Below are 17,551 nucleotides of genomic sequence, written 5' to 3'. Positions count from 1 at the left end.
GATGTACTGTTTTCACCTTGGTTCAACGTTCAGATTGGAACGTCTCAATGTGCGTCAGTTGGTTCGTTGAAACCTCATCTGCTTTTGGCGAAAGCATCGCACTCATGATATTGTGGCCATCAGTCGTATGACCTAACCCCAGGGCATGTCCAAGTTCATGAGCCAGCGTTTTCGTCAACGTGTTTTGATTCGACAATGACAACACATCGCCTGAAACACGTAGCTCACCAGTTGATGGATTCATCCAAGCCAACGCGTGCGTTCCCGCGTCAGTCCCTTCATCCCCCATCGCACCGGCTCGTACGAGTAAATCTGGACTCTGGCGCTGCTGAACTTCTTTGATATTAATTTTGCCCTGTGATTTCACCCGCCAAAATTTAATCGCGCCTTTAAGTGCACGTTGCACATTCGGCGTTGTCGTTTGAAAATCTGATTGCACAATTGCAACGGTTAGCTCACCGTTTTTACCAGTGTACATCCCTAGTGAATCACTTGTCGGACCGAAACCACCATTTCGAAGCAACTTTTCATTACCCGTCTCGGCCTGTTTAATCGTTAAATTATTCAATTGGCGTCGCTGCGAGCTGTAGTTAATCGCACTCATAATCGGTTCAAAGCTACTCCCAACCGATCCGAACACCAGCAGCAAAATAATGCTCGTGTAGATAAGCCGGCGACGGTGGCGCGGTTTACGAGGTGTCGGCTTGGTTTCATCTGGTTCCGACTCAATAATGCCGTACGTATCATAAATCAATTGATCCAGCTCTTTGTCTTTTTCATCCAAATCCGTCACCCCCCTTTGCCTCTATCATACTGGGTTAATTTGAATTTTTGCGTAAAAAAAGAGCTGGAAAACCAGCTCACGATTATTATTTAATTTCGGTTGTACATCGTTTGCTGCGCAATCGCAATTTGCTCTGATAGCGCTTGCGAATCGACTTGCGTCAGGACGTGGTAATCCACTTTTATTTCTTTAAACAACGCAACCAATGTATTTTGCGCTTGAACGAGTTGTTCATCAGCGACTTGTGATACTGATGTCTGCTTTTGCACAGTCATGTACATACGGACGATTTTCAACGTGTTTGGTACGTGGTTATAAAGGAACTCATCCGCCAACACAAGACGTTCCGGTTTCTCAGCTAATGTTGCCATAATGTTATCCGTGAACAATTCGAATTGGTATTGATCCGCAATTGTTTGCAACTGCGCGTCGTCCTTAACTGCCACATTGATAGCTTGGATATCCTCATAACCGACAGCGAACGCCTTTTGAAAAGCTTGCTTATCTTTGCGTGATAATCCAGTCAGATCATACGTATATTTAGTTGGCAACGTCGCCCCTTGCGTAATCGGTTTGTCTTGCAATAACCCAAACCGAACAAGTAACACAACGCCGGCAAAAATACCTTTCACCAGCCAAGTTGGTTGCGTTAGAAACAGCACACCAACCAACAATGTCGCTGGCATTAGCCACAGCACCGCCACCTTATCATTCGGCAAAACGCCGGACACGACGGCACCAATCAAAATCACGACACTGGCGCGCGGTGCAACCGTCGTCAGCTCCAGGCCAAGGGCCCCCATCAAAAAGACGGCAATTAATTTATTGCGACGTAATTCAACCGCCGTTAGCGTTCTCAGATTTAACAACATCTACTCTGCTTCCCTCGTTTTCTACGGCAGTCACTAGTCGCCCCTTTTATACTAGGTGTATACTGTTAAAAAAACAGGAGCCGAACCATGACCAAATTAACCCGCCAAATCTTAATACTCGTGATTTTCAGCGGATTATTGCTTGGCTTCTATGTTATCGCTATTTACGGACCAAAAGCAACCAGATATACCGTTCACGATTTTAATGACACTTCTGCACCTTTGACCGCACAATCTTCGACTACTTCTAGCAGCTCGAGTGCCGCAAGTGCATCGAGTTCATCGGCCATCGATTACTCACGCGCACCCGCTAATAATCATCAAGACTATCAATCAACGTTTATGGATAAAGATATTGGCATGAACACCACGGCTAACGGCCTGCAATTCTCTATTTCACATATCAACATTTTGGATACGACTAATCTAGAATCACTTTTCTCACCAGCCGAAAAGGAATTTGTGAAGGCTGACGTGTCATTGCCATACGAATTTTATCGTGTCACACTCCGCGTTACCATCACCAATAACACCAACCAAGCCATCAATTTATTGAACACCAACGTTGCTGGTTGGACGCTAGTTGATGGGAACGGCCAAACCTTTACGCATTCTGACATGCGTGTCGGTCACTACATGTACGACCAATTTAATACTGGAATCCTTGAACCCGGTGATTCAAAGTCTGGTAATTTCATTGTGCTGACTGACTCGAATGACTTCGACTATCAACAGATGCAGTTTACAGCAGCCCGTATTACACTCGCGCAAGGCACAAATGATTATCCAGTCACATTCAATGTTTCAACTGTTCAGTAATACAAAACGCTCTTACCACTTCGTTGCGGTAAGAGCGTTTTTCGTTTGTTGTTAGTATGGCATCTTAATTGCATCCAGTAGTTGCATATCAGCTGGACTGATTTCAAAATCAACATCCGCGTTTTGCGCAACATATTCTGGGTGGTTAGCCTTTGGTAGTGGCAATGTGCCCTTAGCCAAAGCATAACGGATAGCCAATTGCGCAACCGAGCGATCGTAGTGTGCGGCAATTTCTTGCAACTCTGGCATGCGCAACAGACGGCCCGTCCCAATTGGGCTGTATGCTTCAACTAGCAACCCATTCGCTTCATCAAACGGTTGGTTCACGTCTTGCGTCATCCCAATGTGATAAATAATTTGGTTAACCGCCGGTGTAATTGAACCATTATCCAAAATGTTTTTCACATCTTCGTTGTTGAAGTTAGACACGCCAATACTCTTTACCTTACCAGCTTGGACTGCTTCTTCCATCGCTTGCCAAACCGCCAAGTTTTCCTCGTAGTAGTTATTACCACGACTTGGACGCACGTTTGGCACTTCCATTTGATTCCAAGGACGTGGTGCGTGAATCAACAACAAATCAATGTAGTCCATGTTCAATGCCGCCAAAGAGGCATCGATTGACTCAGCCGCATGGCGGTAATCCTTAATGCTGGCGTCAATCTTAGTTGAAATCGTCAACGTGTCGCGATCAATGCCAGATTCTGCAATCGCAGCCCCCACCGCATCTTCGTTTTGATACATCTGCGCCGTATCAACATACAAGTAGCCAGCCGCCAAAGCAGCCGCAACTGAATCGTGTGCTTGTTGCTTGGTTTGTTGCCAAGTTCCCAAGCCAATCTTTGGCATCAACATGCCGTTATTTAGTGTGTATGTTTCGTGTAAAAATGACATCGTTCAGACCTCTTTTCAACTTCATACGCAATATGATACGACCACTTCGCCAAGGTGGTCAGAAAAAGGGCATTAGTTTTCAGCCAACATCTTTTTGACCGCTGCCAGCGTTGTTTCAGTCGTCACCTTTTGTTCAACTTTGGCTAGCTGTGCTGGTGTCGCCGTTGGATTTGCTTCACGATAAGCCATGACTTGCTCAGCCACCGCTTGCTGCAAAGCTTGTTGTTGTGTCGCATCTTGGTCGCCTTGCATCTTTGTCAAACGCTTAGCTTGCGTGTCGGTTACCGCCAACCAGCTCGACTTCGGAATCGTGACAACTGAGCTCTGCTTCGCAATTGTGCCACCTTCACCGCCAAAACCAAGTAGAAATTTAAAAGCCTCGTTTTGCCACTCCCAACGCGTGGTGGTTGTTTTAACGGTCGCTTTAGAAACGTTGGCTTCTCGATAAGTTGCGCTCTTTTTTACTGCTTTAACCATATGCTTGGTATCAGGCACAAAATGCGCAGTCGCCTTGCCAGTTGGCTTATCAGCGTAGACCAACACATAGTTATCAGCCTTCGTTCCCAACTCCTTCGTCACCAGGATACCAATTGGCAACTTATCACCAACCGCCGAATAAATCTGTTGCGTCTCAGTCTTAGTAACCTTCTCCATGCCGTAATGACGATCAAAATTAACTAACAATAACATCACCAAGGCCACGAAGACCGTCCCACTGATCAGTCCCAGCGGAATACGCCAGGCCAGCGGCTCAATCCGAATCCATGCCAAGTAAGTTAGAATCGCGACAACTGCTAAAATCGGAATAATCATGCTGCATCCTCCTCATTCGTTGCTGCTACTGGCACAATCTTACCGCCCTTCAAGAACAGTGCGACGATAATCCCAATAATCGCGAAACTCAAACCAATTGCAAATGACACGTGGAACCCTTTCATTGAGGCCTCCAAATAATCAGCACCATATTGTAATGGGTTCGTCGTTTTCAAGTGTTTGGCTGGCTCGTGATTAGCAATGACGTTCTGCGTCACTGATGACAGCAAGGCCACCACGATTGCTGACGCTACCTGACGGGCTGTGTTGTTTGCCGCGGTCGCGTGTGGCGCTTCGTTCTTTGGCAATACCGCCATCGCCATCGCCGTCAACGGTACTAGTGCAGTTGCAATTCCAAACATACGCACTGCGTACAGGGTCGTGATGAAATGTGTTGGCGTTGTTGGTGACAAGAACAAGAATGGTAACGTCCCAATTGTCACAAATGTAAAGCCGGTAATTGTCAGACGCTTTGCCCCGATTCGATCATAATCACGTCCTGCCAACACTGCCATAACACCAATCATCAGTGCCCCTGGCATCAATGTTAGTCCTGATTGCAACGGCGTTAACAAGTGCACGTTCTGCAAGTACGTTGGAAGCATCATTTCAACCCCCATCATGGCACTCATCGACATCATCACACAGATGGTCGTCAACGTGAATTGCCTATTCTTAAACACACGAACGTCCACAAACGGCTCATCCAAACGTAACTGACGTAGCACGAATAGCACAATAATTAAGGCACCTATAATCATTGGTGCAATAACCGTTTTCACGTTGCCCCAGCCATCGGTTGCAACGTTGGTAAACGCCCACAAGAATGAGCCGAACCCAACCGTTGAAATGACCAGTGATGGTAAATCAAGTTTCATGCGTTCATTCTTAATGACGTTTTTAATAAAGAACGGCGCGGCAATGATGACTAGCGCTAGCACAGCCATTGGCAAATGGAAAATCAAACGCCACGAGCCGTTCAAGTTCAAACCCATTACTGTCCCGTGCTTTTGTAGCAACCAGCCAGATGACGTTGGCCCAATCGCCGGCGCTAATCCGATGACGATTCCGTTCAACCCCATGGCTGTCCCACGTGCCTCGGCTGGGAAAATATTCACCATAACAACCTGCATTAGTGGCATCGAAATACCAACCGCAATCGCGGCAATGATTCGGCCAGCTAGGAACATCCACCACATATCATGGTCGGCTGGTGTCAGCGACGTGATGGTCATACCGATAAATAACAGCAAATACGCTGTGATGTACAACACTTTCGTCGGTATACGGGTTGATAAGAATGCCGAAACCGGCATCATAATCCCATTCGCCAACATAAACCAAGTCGTTGCCTGTTGTGCGGTCGCTAACGTAATATCGAAATCACGCATCAGCGTTGGAATGGCTGTTCCGAGCGATGTCTGCATCAGCGCTCCGGCAAACGTTCCAATCAATAGCACCGCAACCATCGCATTACGATTGAACGGTTTGCCATTGATGTCTGTAAATTGCTTTGTAGCCATATTTACCCCCTCAATAACTTTATTCACCCTATCTTACGAAGTTAATTTGAATATTGTGGGGATGAAGCCCTGCCTTTCATACAAAAAACACTGAACAGTTGACCCGTTCAGTGTTTTCAAACTTCTTATACTTGTGATGCCGGATAGACAATCCAGGCATAGTGTTGCGTAGTATCAAATAAGGTTGGCAACGTGAATTTCTCGTTTTGAATGAAAGCCGTCGTGTCACCATACGGTCCACCAGTTCCCAGCCACATACGGTACGTGGTATCGTTCCGATCAACTTCCTGACCGGGCAAATAAATCGTGATGGCATCATTTAACCCAATGCCGTAAGGCTCAGCTGTGATTTCACGCACACCATCAACAATCGTTGTCACATCCGCTGGATTGTAATCAAGTTGCGCCACCGTCATTGTGTAGGCGGTATCCGATACCTTTTGCACATTTTCTAAACGGCCCGTGAATTCCGAAATCTTCATGCTCCCCTTGGGATAATCAGTCCCAATATCACCCATATCTGAATCCGTAAACTTCCCAGAAAATGTCCCATCTTCATTAATAGTCATGACAGTGCGCCAGCCACCAGCTCCGGATGTGAACCAGAAGTCTCGGCCGGCAATTTGCTGAAAAATTGTTTTCTGTTGCTTAGGTTTATCAGTCTGGTGTTCACTTGGTGATTGTTGCTTTGCACTCGTGGTGACCTTATCCGTTGAGTGGGCATCACTGATCATCCCCATCCCGACATAACCAATCCCAACCGCGGCAGCAACACCCAAAATACCAATTCCCCACTGTACTAATTTTTTCATGTGGCCCCTCCAATAGAATTGCATGGCGTTCTATGAATTCAGCATACCAGAATTATCCAGAATACCCCTCTCAAAAGCTCAATGGGAAATAAAAAATGCCGATGGCTTAACAACCATCAGCATTGATCTTTATTCAAATTAATTAGGCGTAGTTCTTCAAGTAAGAAATACCCATTGCACCTGGGCCAGCGTGTGTTGACTCGATTGGCGTTGTTTCCGCAATATCCACAATTGCATCAGGGAACAACTCACGGGCACGCGCTGCCAAGTTTTCAGCATCTTCAGCTGCATCAGCGAGTGAAATACCGATAACCGCAATGCCGTTTTCTTCCGCTTGCATACGCTCAAAAATCAAGTCTTGGTAGGCCTTGATTGTCTTCTTACCACGACCCTTAACTTCCATCGTGATTTGACCAAGTGGCACGTGTGCCCCAACCTTGATATCCAACAAAGAACCAATCAATCCCGCCGTCTTTGACAAACGACCACCTGCGACCAAGTTCTTCAACGTGCTAACAGTTAGGTACAATTCCGTGTTATCTTCAACGCGTTGCAATTCTGCCAAGATTTCATCACGTGTTGCACCAGCTTCGGCCATGCGACCAGCGACCAACACTTGCATCGCCAAGGCACGATCAATGTAGTTCGAATCACGCACAACAACATCTTGTGGCACCATGCGTGATGCCTGTTCAGCAGCTTGCACCGTCCCTGACAACTTGTTCGTCAAATGCAATGACAAGATTTCAACATCTTCTGGCATCGTTTCATAAATTTCCGTAAACGCGCCCAGTGATGGTTGTGATGTCGTTGGCAACGCCTTAGCTTCCGCCATCTTCTCAATAAATTCGCTTGGTGTAATTGATACCCCATCGTGGTACACCACGCCATCAATCATCACCGTTAGAGGTACAACCGCAATATCATATGCAGCCACTTCTTCCGGCGTCAAACGCGCTGTTGAGTCAGTTACAATTTTTACTTTAGCCATTTCAAATTCCCCCTCGACCTTCTGGTTAAAATACTTATGTTTAATAACTAAACCATCTAGTATCTAAAACTATATCATATATAGGACGATTTTAAAATACGGGTCAGTGTTGCAATAGCGCAAAAAAATACTCCCAACTAGCATGGCGCTAATCAGGAGTTTCATTATCAATTAAATTGGCGTTTCAAGCGTCATTCGTTCAGCGATATCCAACAAGTATTGTGACACTTGTTGGTCTTGCATTGTCTTAATGAGGCGGACAAATTCATCGAAGCGTGGCTTGGTTAATTCTGCTAAAGCGCGGGAGTTATCCAAGAAAGCAATGATGATCTGTAACCCGAAATAGGCTTGGCGCATGGTTAACACGCCAAACAATTCGCTGGCCAACACCTTCGTGAAGTTCTCATCTGATAGCGCTTGTAGCGGCATTTGCCATTGTCCACCCGCCGTCTCCGTGAGATTATCAAGGATTTCTTCAGCCAAACGAATTTGATCAGCTTCCAACACATCCCCTAATTGAATTTGCAACTTCTCAATAAAGATATCAACTTGGTTATGATTTTGCTCACGCAACTCAGCGGGCGTTGTCGCCATCAATACTGGTAGCTTCGCCAATTCAGTTTGGTGTACTTCCTTCTGAACCGCTTGCAATAAACGTTCTTTATCATCAAAAACCACTTGGCCACGGTCATTCAGTTGCACAACCGGTCCCAGCAAATCATTAATTTGTTGCAACCAAACCTGCACTTGATGGTGGGTCTCATCCGCTGATTGGTGGCCGAACGCCATCGCAATGTGCTTAATCATCTCAACCTTTGTTCGACCATACAGCGCATCCAACACTGCTAACTGTGTGTTGTGGGCAATCGTTTTTTGCCAACGTTCAAAGTCATAATCAGCTTCCCAATCCGGATCCAAACTTTGAATGTAGAACGGTTCCATGTATTGGTAGAACAAGCGTGCGTCTTGGTTTTTCAACTTAACATCTTGGAACAAACGTTCATTTTCCAAGTAATCCCATAGACCACCAAAACCTCGACCAATTGCGCCAAACTTCTCTTGGCCCGCCTTGCTAGCCCAATAGTCATCCGCGAATTCGTCCAATGCTTGTTGATCATTCAAACTGATGCCGGCCTCAGTGGCAACCGTTGCCACGCGCTTATCAGCTGAATAGTAACCTGGGTATGATGCCTCATGTTCAAACTGCCAAGCAAGTTGTTGCGCAGTCGCCATAAACGTTGGCGCATCAACGGCCACGACCGGATTAGCTTCAATAAACATCGCAATCACATCGGGTAAGTTTTGTTGTTGCTCAACAGTCAAAACCACTGTTGGCACAAAGTAATTAAACAAAATGCGCTTTAAGCCGTTCGTCGTCCACTTGCCGAGTGGTTCATGGGCAATTTCACGCATCATATCAGCGAACAGCGGTAGCATTGTCGTCACCATCGACTCTTGTACGGCACTGTCCAGTGCCACAAATTGGGATTGTGTGGCCAGCTTAGCCAACAACGGCTTAATCGTATCGGTCGTTTGTGTCGCCTCGTCGGTCAGTGACTCGTTAGCCAAGTTTTCGCGGTAGGCGGCTAATTCAGCAACCACCCATTGTTCAGCAAGGCTCGGCGCCAAATCAACTTGTACCATTCCATTCAAAGCCAAGAATTGTAGCAAATCTGTCGTGAATGCAATGATTGTTTCATCATCCAATGCTTGAAATTGATCATGCGACCCAATTGTAAAGGTCAATCCAAGCAACACATCTTCGACGTCCCATGCAATCGTTGGCTTGTTAGTCACCAAATACACATCATCCAAAATTGCTGCGCTTAATTGTTGGGCATTCACCCATTCAGTTTGCTTAGCAAATGATGCCGTTAAGTCTCTAAATTGTTGGCGATTACGCTTCAACGTCCGCTTGTTGATTGGCCCCAATGCCGTCCCAGCCGTCGATAAGCCAGCTCGCACATCGTCCACCAACGCTTCATCAATAAAACCATCTTGATCTAATTTGAGTTGCATGATATTACTCCTCGTACCCGTTTGAATACAGGTAGTATACAACAAAACGACCTGAGACGTTGCTTGCCAGTCAGGTCGTTCATTAGTTAGCTATTCTTACTTAACAAGCGTCGTTTCGACAAAGCTTGCAAGGTAGTCAAGGCTGCTCAATTGCGCATTGCAAAGTGAGCTATCACGGCAAATAAGATTACCGCGCTTCGTATAATTACCTTCAGCACCTCGTGACTTCACCTTTGATAGGAACATTGAAACAGTTCCTAGTTGGTGACAGATGGCACACAATCCGTTCAACGGCTTTGGATCGAAATCACCATAGATGCCCACCAACTTACCATCGCGTGGTGCGACGATGTACTTCTTTTGGCTACCATTGTCATTCCAACCTAAGTAGGTCATTTCATGACGATTCATGTTTTCCCACTTAGGTTCAGGTAGCTTCTTAACCTTCTTGAACAACTTGCCAAGTTGATTTGCGCTCAACTCAGGGAACGGCGTCACCAATTCTTCAAGTTGCTTAAACGCATGTTCAGCACGTTGCTTCGACATTGCAATTTCAGGCAATTGCGCCAAGAACTCATTGGCGACATCCGTGTCTGGCAAAATGTTCTTAACCGTTTCAATAACATCAGCCTGCACGACAGACTTAACATTCTTGTCGTTAACTGAGTTAAACGCCTTGTTCAAGATGATGACTTGTTCTTTGATTGCAACGAATTCGTGCGGTTGTAGTTGTTTGTCCATGTTTACGCTCCATTTCAAGATACACATCGCACAGACTACGCCGGCGATGACAATTAATTTGACTTAACCTTCATGCGGCGTACAGATAATGATCCAAATACTGGCATCTTCATCATCTCCATTCGTTTTTGATAGTTCAATCATTATATAGAAATGTGTAAAAGTAAGCAATAAAGCGACCTGACTAGTTATTCAGTCAGGTCGCTTTATGTCTTACTTCTTCAATTCAAGCACCGCGACATATGGCAAGTTACGGTGGTGGTTGTTATAGTCCATGCCATAACCAACCAAGAATTCATTTGGTACTTTTGCTCCCACAAAGTCAGGTGTAATGCCCCCGGCGGACACATCATCACGCTTGTCGACCGCTACCGCAACCAACACTTGATCAGCCCCTCGCTTCTCAAAGTCAGCCTTTAGATAACGCAACGTCAATCCCGTATCAATCACTTCATCTAGGATAACGACGGTACGGCCAGCTAGGTCAACCTTCAAATCACGTTGAATCGTAATGTGACCAGTTGACGAATCCCCCACGTAACTCGACACATCAATATAATCCGTTTCAACGTCACGGCCCACCGCACGTAGCAAATCAGCCATCCAGATGTAGGCACCCTTCATGACTCCCACAAATACAGGTCGCTCAACATGTGCCGTTGCATCGTTGATTTCAGCTGCGACGCGTTCAACCATCGCAGCGATTTCTTCAGTTCCCAAAACAGTCCGTTGCAACGTCATTGTTTCCATGTTTTTACCCCTCGTTCCAGATATCAAATAGAATAATCGTTTGTTCATTTGAAGGACCGACCGCGAATGTGTACAAAGGCACACCAATCAATTCTTCAACGCGCTTCAAGTATGCTTCTGCATTAGCTGGCAATTCTTCACGTGACTTTACCCCAGTAATGTCATCATTCCAGCCTGGCAACTCTTCATAAATTGGCGTTACGCGACGAACATCCCCCAAACTTGCTGGGTAATGCTCAATACGTTGACCGTCCAACTCGTAGGCCACCGCAATCTTCAACGTCTTCAAACCTGACAACACATCAAGTGAGTTCAATGACAAGTGTGTGAAGCCACCAATGCGGGCAGCGTGACGCAAAACCACCGTATCCAACCAACCGATACGACGCGGGCGCTTCGTCACAACCCCGTATTCGTGACCGATTTCGCGAATGCGATCACCAACTTCATCAAACAATTCCGTTGGGAAAGGTCCATCCCCAACTCGTGACGTATAGGCCTTAGCGACACCCACAACACGATCAATCTTTGTTGGGCCAATACCGGCTCCAATCGTTGCCCCACCACCAACTGGTGAAGATGATGTCACGTATGGGTACGTGCCGTGGTCGATGTCCAACATGGCACCTTGCGCACCTTCAAGCAAGACACGCTTGTTGCTATCAAGGTATTCGTTAACAATCACCGTCGTATCCGTGATGTATGGCTTCAATTGTTGACCGTAATCGGTAAACTCAGCAACCAATTCGTCCAAATCAAGTGGCTCATGGTTATAAATCTTTTCCAACAACTCGTTCTTTTCAGCCAAAACCGTCGTCAAACGCTCACGCAAAACAGCTTCGTCTAACAAGTCCACAACACGAATACCAGTACGTGCGGCCTTATCCATATAAGTAGGTCCGATACCACGTCCAGTCGTACCAATCTTGCCATCACCCTTACGTGCATCAGCCAATTGGTCAATCAAAATATGGTAAGGGAAAATAACGTGCGCACGATCTGAGATACGCAAATTGTCAGTCGTTACACCCTTTTCTTGAATACCGTGCAACTCTTCCAACAATGCCTTCGGGTTAACCACTGACCCATTACCAATCACTGCCAAACGGTTAGGGTTGAAAATCCCTGAAGGAATAGCTGACAACTCAAACTTCTGTCCGTCAACATAAATCGTGTGGCCGGCATTGTTACCACCTTGGTAACGCACTACCATATCCGAGTTCTGTGCGATGAAGTTTGTAATCTTCCCCTTTCCTTCATCTCCCCATTGACTACCAACAACTACGATTCCTGCCATGATGGCCCCCTTAATTTACTGGAACATCCGCAAAACACGAACATTTCAAAACGTTTTATCACAAAATCTATTTTATCAACAAACATTTGAAGTTTCAATACTCATACGTGTTAAAGTTCGATTTTTGACGACTACTTTTAATTCACACTGTTAATTATTCGTGTTTTCATAACGTTCATTACATTTTGTGCATAAAAAAAAGCGATACACCGAAGTATATCGCTTTTACATTAGTGATTATTACGGTTGACGATCTTAATGATTTCCCATGCAATATTCGGAATCACTGACAAGATTGCGGTGATAATCCATTGTCCAGTCGTCAAGGCGTGGAAGTGGAAAATCTCTTGCGTCACTGGTACTGTCACAACCAACAAACTCAAGACCGCAGCCAAGATGGCCATCATCACCAAACTACGATTTGCTGAAAACTTGATGCGGAACATCGACTTTTCACTACGGATGTTAAAGACGTGCAAGATTGACGTCATCGACAATACAACGAATGCCATTGTGTGTCCGGCTTCAACATCGCCCGTCCAAACACCGTAACCTTGGGCCAACAGCGTAATCACAGCGAACAAGATGGCATTAAACGCAATGCGAATACCCAATCCGTGCGCAAATACGCTGGCCTTCGGGTTAATTGGCTTCTCAGTCATCACATCACCGTGTGCTGGCTCCTTAGCCAAAGCGAATCCTGGCAAACCATCAGATACCAAGTTAATGAACAACAACTGGGCAGCCATAAACGGACTACCCCAGCCGAAGATCATCGCCATGACAATCACGATAATTTCTGACATGTTGGCACTCATCAGGAAGTTAATCGTCTTTCGGATGTTGCCGTAAATGCCACGGCCTTCCTCGACCGCATGCACGATTGTTGCGAAGTTATCGTCAGTCAAAACAATATCAGCCGCCTCACGGGCAACATCAGTTCCGGTTTGTCCCATGGCAATCCCGGCATTAGCAGCGTTCAAGGCTGGCGCATCGTTCACACCATCACCAGTCATCGCCACCACATCACCGCGCTTCTGCCAGGCCTTAACAATTCGAATCTTGTCTTCAGGCGTAACACGGGCATAGACGGCATAGTCTTGAACAGTTGCATCCAACTGCTCATCTGACATAGCGTGCAATTCAGCACCCGTCAACGCCTTATCCGTCGGCAACAAAATACCAATTTCACGGGCAATTGCACTTGCTGTCGCCACGTGGTCACCAGTAATCATTACCGTCTTAATACCAGCCGCACGGGCTTCCGCAACGGCTTGTGCTGACTCTGGACGTGGCGGATCAATAATACCAACCAGTCCGAGCAACTGTAGGTTTTGCTCCAATTCTTCGGCCGTTGGTTCTGCCGAAATCGTTGCCAACTTAGTCATCGCAACCGTAATCACACGCAATGCTTGATCGCCAAATTGTTGGTTAATTTCCGTTGCACGACTTTGAACATCCGCTGGTAACTTTGGCAGTAAGACATCGAAAGCACCCTTGGTAATCGCCAAGTAACCCTCCGCTACCTTGTGCACCGTGGTCATGCGCTTACGAGTTGAGTTGAATGGAATTTCATAAACCTTCGGATACTCAGCTTGCAAAGCACGATAATCATCCACACCACCAATACCCGCTACCAGTGCAATTTCTGTTGGCAAACCACTTAGTTGACCATCTTGCACCGTCACATTAGTTGATAATGCACCAAAGCGAAGCGCATCCGGCACGGTATCAACTTGGTCAACTGGCACAACCTCATCTTTGGTCGCATCCCAAACTTGACGCGCCGTCATCTTGTTTTGCGTCAATGTTCCTGTCTTATCTGATGCAATCACACTCGCTGATCCCAACGTTTCAACCGCTGGCAAACGACGCACAATCGCATGGCGGGCAGCCATTCGTTGCACACCCAGCGCCAACGTAATCGTAACGATAACCATCAGTGTCTCAGGAACCACAGCAACGGCCAATGACACGGCTGTCATGAACAACTCCATGATTGGGTCACCTTGCATGATACCCAACACCAAGACAATCAATGCTGCGACAATGGCTACAACCGTCAATTGACGACCCAATTGGGCCAAACGCTTTTGCATTGGTGTCATTTCACGCTCTTCAGCGCCAAGCAAACCGGCAATCTTACCCATTTCGGTTTCCATACCCGTTGCCACAACAACCGCTTCGGCTCGCCCATTAACAATGGTTGTCCCACGGTAAACCATGTTTAAGCGATCACCCAATGGCACGCTCTCACCGGTAATAAAATCTTCGTCCTTTTCAATTGGTTGGCTTTCACCAGTCAACGCAGATTCTTCGACACGTAAATCAGATGTCTTAAGCAAACGCGCATCGGCTGGAATCTTCACCCCATTTTCAAGGACCAAAACATCCCCAACAACAACATCCGTCATTGGTACAAATAACGTTTCGCCATTACGACGAACCTTGGCTTCTTCGCGCTCTAAGCCCTTCAATGAATCCAAAGCCTTTTCAGCACGTCCCTCTTGTACAATCGACAAGACAGAATTAATGACAACAATAGCAATAATCAAGAAACTCTCAAAGTAATCGCCGTGCCCTTGAATAACAGTTGTCACCAATGAAATGACCGCTGCAATAATCAAAATGATTGTTGTAATATCACTCAAACTCCGAATAACCTTCTTGAATAGCCCCTCCTTTGGCGGCTCTACAAACCGGTTATCCCCATATTTTTGACGCGCCTCTTGAACTTGAGCGTCGGTTAACCCCGCATCGGGTTGAACACGCATCTTTTCAATGACTTGCGTTAACATCTCCTGGTATATCATATGTCGGTCCTCCTCTTCGTCGGCATATCTCTTCTCAGTTACATTTTAACAATTTCCGTTACCTAGGCCTAATAATGTGCTCAAATTTTGAAAACGTTCGTATTTTACGCAAGTTTTAACTTACCTTTAGTCATTCGTTCGTGATTTTCGTTGACAACGAACGTTTCATCGCCTAAACTATGAAATTGTTACGAAAGAACTTATTTTATTCTATCTATTTGAGGAGATACAGATGAACTCTGTTGCAAAATATTTCCGTTTTGGCGAACTCGGAACGAACTTCCGTACTGAGCTAATTGCCGGATTGACGACTTTTGTCTCAATGGCCTACATTTTGTTCGTTAACCCAACGGTTTTGGGAGCCGCTGGGATGGACAAGGGCGCTGTCTTCACTGCTACTGGTGTTGCCGCTGCTATCGCAACAATCTTCATGGGATTAGTTGCCCGTTACCCAATCGCTATCGCACCTGGGCTTGGTGTAAACGCCTTCTTCGCTTACTCTGTTGTAATCGGTATGAAGGTGCCTTGGCAAACTGCGATGGCTGGTGTTTTGATTGCTGCCATCATCTTCTTGTTGCTAACATTCTTCAAGATTCGTGAAACCATCATCAACATGATTCCACAAGACTTGAAGGTTGCCATTGCAGCTGGTATTGGTTTGTTCATTGCTTTCATCGGATTGGCTAACGCTGGTTTGATCGTTGCCAACGAATCAACAATGGTCTCACTTGGTCACTTGACGTCAGGTACATCATTGCTTGCAATCTTCGGAATTATTGTGACGTTCATCTTGATTGCCACACGCGTCCCAGCCGCTATCTTTATTGGTATGGTGCTAACGGCAATCGTGGGAATCATCTCAGGTTTGATTGACTTGCCAACGCACATTGTTTCAGCTGCACCTTCATTGGCGCCAACGTTCGGTGAATCAATCTCACACATCACGGACATCAACACATTCCAATTGTGGACGGTTGTTTTGACGTTCTTGATTGTGACATTCTTTGACACTGCTGGTACGATGATCGGTTTGGCAACCCAAGCTGGTTTCATGAAGGACGGCAAGATGCCACGCGCTGGTCGTGCTTTGATGGCCGATGCCGTTGGTATGACGGCAGGTGCCATTCTTGGAACTTCACCTACTTCAGCCTACGTTGAGTCTTCATCAGGTATGGCCGTTGGTGGTCGTTCAGGTTTGACATCAATCACAACAGGTATCTTGTTCATCTTCGCTTTGATGTTCTCACCACTTTTGACGGTGGTAACCTCACAAGTAACAGCCCCAGCTTTGGTTGTTGTTGGTGTGTTGATGGCCGAAAACTTGCGTAACATCGATTGGGATGATTTCGCAATCGCAGCCCCTTCATTCTTGATTGTCATTGGTATGCCATTGACGTACTCAATTTCTGACGGTATTGCATTGGGATTCATCTTGTACCCAATCATGATGATCGCAACAAAGCGCGCTGGTAAGGTTCACCCATTGATGTATGCCCTAGCATTCATCTTCATGTTGTTCCTATTCATCGTCGCTCACTAAATTTTATAAAAATAACGCCCCCAGATGAGTTCAGTTCTCATCTGGGGGCGTTTTAGTATATCAGTTATTAGTGTAGTTCACCTTGAACGGCGTTGGTGTGCTTGCCTGGGATGGCCAAACCATAGCGTGTGTTACCCAACGCTTGGTCCACCGTCATCCCCGCAAACGTATCGTTAAATGCGGCAACCGCTGCGACCAAATCATCTGCGTCAACGAATGCGTCGATAGCCGCAGCACCGTAAACACCCATGCGGACAATGTCCTTCAAGCGAGCAACTGTGATACCACCCATTGCAACAACTGGCAAATCACTGTTTTGAACAACCGTTGTCAAACCAGCCAAGTGCTCAATTGGTGCTTCTTCCGTCACGTGACGGCTTGGGTAAACTGGGCTAACGCTATAGAAGGCCAATCCAGCTGGCTCTTCTTCCAACAACTCAGTACGGTTGTTAATTGAAACACCCGTGTACAAACCAGCCGCTTGCGCTTGAGCCGTCAAGTCATTTACTTGGTGACGGTCACTTACGTAAACACCATCAGCCTCAACTGCAGCTGCAAGAGCAACGTCGTCAGCGATCATGAAGGCAACATCTGCAGCACGCGTTACATCACGAATGTACTCAGCCAAATTTTGCTTTTCCACCCCAGTCAATTGCGCTTCGTCCAAAATTACCATTGAAACGCCAGCCTTAACTGCTTGTGCAACGAAGCCAGCAACATCGTCCACATATTGTGATCCAATCACCAATGTACTTGCTAATTGTTCTGCCTTAAATGTCATGATACACCTCCGAAAATCCGTTATTCTTTACTTTTGTAAGTATAAAGTTTTTGCAGAAACGCGACAAAGAAAAAGGACCGTTTTGCAACGATCCGTTCCTAA

15 protein-coding genes are annotated in these 17,551 nt (G+C 46.2%); 2 read left to right on the top strand and 13 right to left on the bottom strand.

The window, feature by feature from the left end:
- Window positions 1–22: 22 nt before the first annotated feature.
- Both ACAW68_01630 and ACAW68_01625 read right to left on the bottom strand, forming a co-directional pair.
- The gene (locus ACAW68_01630) at window positions 23–793 is read right to left on the bottom strand and encodes a matrixin family metalloprotease (protein ID XGA16304.1); all 771 of its coding nucleotides are present in this window, start codon (window positions 791–793) and stop codon (window positions 23–25) included.
- Window positions 794–873: 80 nt separating this feature from the next.
- Window positions 874–1,656 (bottom strand): 5-bromo-4-chloroindolyl phosphate hydrolysis family protein, encoded by a 783-nt coding sequence (locus ACAW68_01625; GenBank protein ID XGA16303.1) that lies wholly within the window; start codon window positions 1,654–1,656, stop codon window positions 874–876.
- Window positions 1,657–1,743: 87 nt separating this feature from the next.
- Here ACAW68_01625 and ACAW68_01620 point away from each other — a divergent pair, with 87 nt between their 5' ends.
- On the top strand, window positions 1,744–2,475 hold the full coding sequence (locus ACAW68_01620; protein XGA16302.1) for a hypothetical protein: 732 nt from the start codon (window positions 1,744–1,746) through the stop codon (window positions 2,473–2,475).
- Window positions 2,476–2,526: 51 nt separating this feature from the next.
- On the opposite strand, the gene ACAW68_01615 is transcribed toward ACAW68_01620, so the two are convergent.
- The 10 genes from ACAW68_01615 to ACAW68_01570 form a co-directional block, all read right to left on the bottom strand.
- Window positions 2,527–3,369: an aldo/keto reductase gene (locus ACAW68_01615; protein XGA16301.1), complete on the bottom strand. Its 843-nt coding sequence runs from the start codon at window positions 3,367–3,369 to the stop codon at window positions 2,527–2,529.
- 72 nt (window positions 3,370–3,441) lie between these two features.
- Window positions 3,442–4,182 carry a DUF4811 domain-containing protein gene (locus tag ACAW68_01610; protein XGA16300.1) on the bottom strand — a complete coding sequence of 247 codons (741 nt, stop codon included), beginning with the start codon at window positions 4,180–4,182 and terminating at the stop codon, window positions 3,442–3,444.
- Window positions 4,179–5,705: an MDR family MFS transporter gene (locus ACAW68_01605; protein ID XGA16299.1), complete on the bottom strand. Its 1,527-nt coding sequence runs from the start codon at window positions 5,703–5,705 to the stop codon at window positions 4,179–4,181. Before ACAW68_01605 ends, ACAW68_01610 begins: the two co-directional genes overlap by 4 nt.
- A gap of 125 nt (window positions 5,706–5,830) precedes the next feature.
- A complete protein-coding gene (locus tag ACAW68_01600) occupies window positions 5,831–6,517 on the bottom strand; it encodes a hypothetical protein (GenBank protein ID XGA16298.1) in 687 nt (228 codons plus the stop codon).
- A 142-nt stretch (window positions 6,518–6,659) separates the two neighbouring features.
- Window positions 6,660–7,508 (bottom strand): DegV family protein, encoded by an 849-nt coding sequence (locus tag ACAW68_01595; protein XGA16297.1) that lies wholly within the window; start codon window positions 7,506–7,508, stop codon window positions 6,660–6,662.
- Window positions 7,509–7,679: 171 nt separating this feature from the next.
- A complete protein-coding gene (locus tag ACAW68_01590; GenBank protein XGA16296.1) occupies window positions 7,680–9,527 on the bottom strand; it encodes a hypothetical protein in 1,848 nt (615 codons plus the stop codon).
- Between the two features lie 96 nt (window positions 9,528–9,623).
- Window positions 9,624–10,268: a FusB/FusC family EF-G-binding protein gene (locus tag ACAW68_01585; protein XGA16295.1), complete on the bottom strand. Its 645-nt coding sequence runs from the start codon at window positions 10,266–10,268 to the stop codon at window positions 9,624–9,626.
- A 213-nt stretch (window positions 10,269–10,481) separates the two neighbouring features.
- A complete protein-coding gene (locus tag ACAW68_01580; protein XGA16294.1) occupies window positions 10,482–11,018 on the bottom strand; it encodes a phosphoribosyltransferase in 537 nt (178 codons plus the stop codon).
- A 4-nt stretch (window positions 11,019–11,022) separates the two neighbouring features.
- Window positions 11,023–12,315 (bottom strand): adenylosuccinate synthase, encoded by a 1,293-nt coding sequence (locus ACAW68_01575; protein ID XGA16293.1) that lies wholly within the window; start codon window positions 12,313–12,315, stop codon window positions 11,023–11,025.
- Window positions 12,316–12,545: 230 nt separating this feature from the next.
- The gene (locus tag ACAW68_01570; GenBank protein XGA16292.1) at window positions 12,546–15,128 is read right to left on the bottom strand and encodes a cation-translocating P-type ATPase; all 2,583 of its coding nucleotides are present in this window, start codon (window positions 15,126–15,128) and stop codon (window positions 12,546–12,548) included.
- Between the two features lie 232 nt (window positions 15,129–15,360).
- Here ACAW68_01570 and ACAW68_01565 point away from each other — a divergent pair, with 232 nt between their 5' ends.
- Complete coding sequence (locus tag ACAW68_01565; GenBank protein ID XGA16291.1) at window positions 15,361–16,668, top strand: NCS2 family permease; 1,308 nt, start codon at window positions 15,361–15,363, stop codon at window positions 16,666–16,668.
- Between the two features lie 67 nt (window positions 16,669–16,735).
- Here the strand turns inward: ACAW68_01565 and ACAW68_01560 are convergent, their stop codons facing one another.
- Window positions 16,736–17,449: a thiamine phosphate synthase gene (locus tag ACAW68_01560; protein XGA16290.1), complete on the bottom strand. Its 714-nt coding sequence runs from the start codon at window positions 17,447–17,449 to the stop codon at window positions 16,736–16,738.
- Window positions 17,450–17,551: the final 102 nt, after the last annotated feature.

The organism is Weissella confusa (assembly GCA_041871065.1).
Lineage (GTDB): Bacteria > Bacillota > Bacilli > Lactobacillales > Lactobacillaceae > Weissella > Weissella confusa_A.
Note: the sequence above shows the minus strand (reverse complement) of the source record. Positions and strands in the feature narration are given on the sequence as shown.